The 3,814-nt window shown below is 71.9% G+C and carries 3 protein-coding genes; 1 reads left to right on the plus strand and 2 read right to left on the minus strand.

Features of this window, described 5'->3' with window-relative positions; genetic code table 11:
- Window positions 1-221 precede the first annotated feature (221 nt).
- On the minus strand, window positions 222-770 hold the full coding sequence (locus tag K6I34_RS33335) for a MarR family winged helix-turn-helix transcriptional regulator (RefSeq protein WP_229331782.1): 549 nt from the start codon (window positions 768-770) through the stop codon (window positions 222-224).
- Between the two features lie 184 nt (window positions 771-954).
- On the opposite strand from K6I34_RS33335, the gene K6I34_RS33340 reads away from it, so the two are divergent.
- The gene (locus K6I34_RS33340) at window positions 955-2,250 is read left to right on the plus strand and encodes an MFS transporter (RefSeq protein WP_229331783.1); all 1,296 of its coding nucleotides are present in this window, start codon (window positions 955-957) and stop codon (window positions 2,248-2,250) included.
- A gap of 144 nt (window positions 2,251-2,394) precedes the next feature.
- On the opposite strand, the gene K6I34_RS33345 is transcribed toward K6I34_RS33340, so the two are convergent.
- Window positions 2,395-3,814 (minus strand): ATP-binding SpoIIE family protein phosphatase (locus tag K6I34_RS33345; protein ID WP_229331784.1); only part of this gene is annotated, 1,420 nt, incomplete at its 5' end.

The raw sequence follows: 3,814 nt of genomic DNA on the forward strand, positions 1-3,814 counted from the left end.
TCACTACTTTAGCGGATTTCCCCGGCGACTCCTAATCGGAGTCCGGAACCGAATTCCGGGCAAGCCGAAATCCATCCCGTTCAGGGGCCGTGCAGTAGAGAGTGCCGCCGGTGCGGCGTGAGTGGCCACCACCGAACCCGGAGGTCCGCGTGGCAACTCGGAGAACACTACCCACCGGCCCTACCCGTGTCAACCGGTGGCCGATGCCCACTGACAGCTCGTCAGTCGAGGTCGCTGAGGCGTCCGCCCGCGTCGGGCTGGGCCCGCTCCACGCGGCGCAGCAGCCGGGTGAGCATCTCGCCCAGCCGACCGCGTTCCTCGCCGGAGAGGTCCTGGAGCAGCTCCTCCTCGAAGACCGAGGCCATCCGCATGGCCTCGAGCCATTTCGCGCGGCCCTCCTCCGTGATGCCGACGATGACGCGCACCCGGTTGTTCTCATCGCGCTCCCGGGTGACGAGGCCTTCGGCGACCATGCGGTCGATGCGGTGGGTCATCGCGGCGGGGGTGAGGCCCAGGCGCTTGGCGAGGTCCCCGGGGCCCATGACGTACGGGTCCCCGGCCAGGACGAGTGCCTTGAGCACCTCGAATTCGGCATTGCTCAGCCCGAGCTCCGCCGTCTGGCGCCCGTACGCGACGTTCATGCGCCGGTTGAGGCGGCTGAGGGCGGAGACGACCTTCTCCACCTGGGGGTCGAGGCCCTGGAATTCGCGCTGGTAGGCCGCGATCTGCTCGTCGAGGCTCGGCTCGCGGGTGCCGGGGGTGTCAGCCATGGGCCGAAGTATCCCACGACTCGTTGGCGCTAAAGCCCTTTGACGTGTACTCTTTAGCTTCGAAGTTTATAGGTGAAGTCTTCAGGCCTGGACTGTCCGGCTTCCTCCGTCCGTCCTGCCCGGCTGCCTGTCATCCCTTCTCGTTCTTCTGTCCTTCCCGTCCCCCTGATCAAGTGAGGTGAGTGTGACCACCGCGATGGGCGCCGCGCTGCGCCGGATCCAGCTGGGCAACGCGTTGAGCGCGTTCGGCAGCGGCTTCACGATCCCGTTCCTGTTCATCTATGTGTCCCAGGTACGGAACCTCGGCGCGAGCACGGCCGGTGTCGTGCTCGCGACCTTCGCCGTGGCCGCGCTCGTCGTGCTGCCCTTCACCGGTCGGGTCATCGACCGGCGGGGTCCGCTGCCCGTGGCCGTCGCCGGTACGGTCGCCGCGGCCTGTGGGTCGATGGGTCTCGGGCTGGCCGACAGCAAGCCGCTGGTGATCGCCGCGGCGGCCGCCCTCGGCTCCGGCATCGCGGTGATCCAGCCCTCGCTGGCCACCATGATCGTGTGGTGCTCGACGACGGCCACCCGCTCGCGCGCCTTCGCGATGCAGTTCTTCCTGAACAACCTCGGCCTCGGCGTCGGCGGACTGCTCGGCGGGCAGCTCGTGGACACGTCGAACCCGGGCAGCTTCGTCCGGCTGTTCTCCATCGAGTCCGTGATGTTCCTGGTGCTGGGCGCGGTCATCGCGACCGTGCGCCTGCCGAAGGCGCCCCGGGTCGAGGACGCCGTGCCGACCGACGACGCGGCCAAAGGCGCCTGGCGGACCCTGCTCGGGGACCGCGCCATGGTGCAGCTGTGCGTGCTGGGCTTCGTGATGTTCTTCGCCTGCTATGGACAGTTCGAGTCGGGGCTCGCGGCCTTCGCCGTCGAGGTCACCCGGATCTCGCCGGCCACGCTCGGCATCGCCCTCTCCGTGAACACGGCGGCCATCGTGGTGTCGCAGTTCGTGGTGCTGAGGCTGGTCGAGCGGCGGCGGCGCAGCCGGGTCATCGCGGTGGTCGGGCTGATCTGGACGGTGGCGTGGGTCGCGGCCGGTGTGTCGGGGCTCGTGCCGGGGGCGCATGGCGTGGCGATCGCGCTGCTGGTCTCCACGTACGCGCTCTTCGGCGTCGGCGAGTCGATGCTGGCGCCGACGATGGCCCCGCTGGTGGCGGACCTGGCCCCGGCGCGGCTGGTGGGGCAGTACAACTCCGCCTTCGCCCTGGTGAAGCAGCTGGCGATGGCGATCGGGCCCTCTGCGGGCGGCCTGCTGGCCGGTGCCGGGATGTATGCCGTGTACATCGTGATGCTGATCGTGTGCTCGCTCGGCATCAGCGTGCTGGCGCTGCGGCTGGGCAAGCGGCTCACCCCGGCGCAGGAGCTGCCGCCGCGGGCGACCGTCGTGGCCCGGAGCGAGCCGGTCGGGGAGCGCGAGCGGACGCCCGTCGCCGTGTGACGAGCGGCGCCCGGAGCGCATACGCAAGCTCTCCGTACACCTGTGCGCCGTACGCATGCGCAGTGCATATATAAGGAAGCGCCGTGGTGCCGGTGAGCGCCTGTGGCCCGGGAACCTCGTGTTCCCGGGCCACAGGCGCTTGCGTCAGGTGTGGCCCGCCGGGAGCGCGAATTCGCACCAGACGGCCTTGCCGCCGCCCGGAGTGCGCCGCGAGCCCCAGGAGGAGGCGATGGTGGCGATGATCGAGATCCCGCGGCCCGCCTCGTCGCCCGGCTCGGCGCGGCGGCGGCGCGGCAGGTGGTCGTCCCCGTCGGTGACCTCGATGATCAGCCGTCGGTCGGTGCGGCGCAGGCGCAGCCGCATGGGCGGGGTACCGTGCTGGAGGGAGTTGGCCACGAGCTCGCTGGCGGCCAGCACGCCCAGGTCGCGCAGCTCGGTCGGGAAGCGCCAGCTGACGAGGACGCCGGAGGCGAAGGCCCGCGCGCGGGGCGCCGCCTCGACGCCGCCGAGCAGCTCCAGGGCGGCGTTGTGGAAGAGCTCGGCGTCGTGGCCGGTGCGGGCGGGGTGCTGGAGGACGAGCATGGCGACGTCGTCGTCGTGCTCGTCGGTGACGCCCATGGCGCGCATCAGGCGGTTGCACATGACCTGGGGCGAACCGGTGGCTCCGGCGAAGGCGCGCTCCAGGGCCTCGACGCCCTCGTAGATGTCCTCGTGGCGGCGTTCGACGAGGCCGTCCGTGTAGAGGACGGCGCTGGCGCCGGGACCGAGCGGCACGGTGCCGGAGGTGTGCACCCAGCCGCCGGTGCCGAGCGGAGGACCGGTGGGCTCGGCGGCGCGGCGGACCGTGCCGTCGGGGTCGCGGACGAGGACGGGGAGGTGGCCCGCGGAGGCGTAGACGAGACGGCCCTCGTTGGGGTCGTGGACGGCGTAGACGCAGGTGGCGATCTGCGTGGGGTCGATCTCGGTGGCGAGGCCGTCGAGGAGCTGGAGGACCTCGTGGGGCGGCAGGTCGAGGCGGGCGTAGGCCCGTACGGCGGTGCGGAGCTGGCCCATGACGGCGGCGGCCCGTACCCCGCGGCCCATCACGTCACCGATGACGAGGGCGGTGCGGCCCGCGCCGAGGGTGATGACGTCGTACCAGTCGCCGCCGACGGCGGTGTCCTTGCCGCCCGGCTGGTAGGTGGCGGCGACGCGGAGGTCGTCGGGCTGTTCGAGCTCCTGCGGGAGGAGGCTGCGCTGGAGCGTCACGGCGGCCTCGCGCTGGCGGCGCTCGCTGGCGCGCAGCCGCTCGGCCGCCTCCACCTGGTCGGTGACGTCGGCGGCGAAGACGAGGACGCCGGGCTGGGCGTCCTCGTCGTGGCCGACCTGGATCGGGGAGCAGGTGAAGGTGTAGTAGCCGTGCCGGGCCTCGGCCTCGGGCATGCCCGGCGCGTCCGGGCCGGGCACGCCGGCGCGCGCGTCGGCGGTGACGCGGCGGGACTTGACCGTGCGGGGCCTGCCGCTGCGCAGCACCTGGTCCATCAGGGGGAGCAGGCCCAGCTCGGTGAGCTCGGGGAGCGTCTCG

It is taken from the genome of Streptomyces sp. UNOC14_S4 (genome assembly GCF_020740835.1).
Classification (GTDB): Bacteria; Actinomycetota; Actinomycetes; order Streptomycetales; family Streptomycetaceae; genus Streptomyces.

Excerpts from the sequence above, each read along its gene's own strand:
- K6I34_RS33335 (WP_229331782.1), bottom strand. The coding sequence starts at position 770 with ATGGCTGACACCCCCGGCACCCGCGAGCCGAGCCTCGACGAGCAGATC.